This is a genomic window from Gordonia sp. GONU, assembly GCF_024733855.1.
Lineage (GTDB): Bacteria > Actinomycetota > Actinomycetes > Mycobacteriales > Mycobacteriaceae > Gordonia > Gordonia amicalis.
The window spans coordinates 1-1,039 of sequence record NZ_JANRHB010000083.1; the positions used below are offsets into that span (position 1 = coordinate 1).

At 60.7% G+C, this 1,039-nt stretch carries 1 protein-coding gene; it reads left to right on the forward strand.

The features are described from left to right. Positions 1 to 500, forward strand: a 500-nt coding sequence (locus NWF34_RS25240; RefSeq protein WP_258326397.1) for a hypothetical protein, incomplete at its 5' end; no start/stop codon positions are given. Positions 501 to 1,039: the final 539 nt, after the last annotated feature.

Sequence of the window (1,039 nt, forward strand, 5' to 3'; positions counted from 1 at the left end):
TCCGAAGCGCACGGTCGTTACAAGTCAGCCAGCATCGCCTACGCGGCAATTCTCAGCCACACCTCAACGTCTGCCGCCTCGCCGAGGACACCAGCCGGTTCGTTCTAGCCACCGTTATGGCATTCACCGAACGAATCCAGTCGGGCCTTCGGGACATTGCAACACCGCAGCAACGACGTTTGATAGACGCACATATGCGATACCGCCACGAGAATGTTTCGGTCGTCACCCTCGACCGCGAGATCATGATCACCGACGACGGTTTTCGCACACCAACTGCCCGACCGACCGACAATCTGGGCGGCCTGCTACGTCACGTAACGAGGCCATTCGCCGCATCGAGTGACGACGATCACGCCATGTTAATGTTAACTAGCCGCAATTTCCCGCTTGCCGAATACGACATGGGGCCGAGGATGATGCCGGCCGGCGCGGGAGGACGACTCGGGCGCCATCTTTACCCCTCAGCCAAGACGCGCACCCGTGACGAATACATTTGACACCGAGCATGACCGACTCTGCCACAGCCGCTTTAGCTGGTAAGGAAACGTGTCAGAGTAGGACGAGTTGTCGGCGCCGAACGTCCGCCGATGTCGCGGACGGCCGATGGTTCGAAGTCAGGCAGAGAGGGAGCCGATCGCTGCTTGCTCGCCGTCGCGGCCACTCCATGTTGCTATCCCTCCGATGAGAACTGCGCCCATGGCGCCTCCCGTGCGGCCGCGGGGCCACTGAATCCCCGTCCGCTCGATCTGGTCCTGCACCAGATTTGCTCAGCCAACAGCTACGGCTTCTTCTCCGGCAGTGGCCAACACCCCTTCACCGGAGTGCCCCATTCCATGAGACATGCCGCCCTCAGGGGTGACGTCGCTTGACAGCCAGACGTAATCCAGCTCGTCATCCTCGCGAATCTGGCGATGCTGACGTGTAAGGGCTCGGGACATGCTTGACGTCGTGTCGTCGGGACATCGTTGACGTCTCACGCTTGTCGGTGGTCGCAGTCAGAGTGTGGGGGGTGTCCTTCTCTGCTGAGACTGAATCC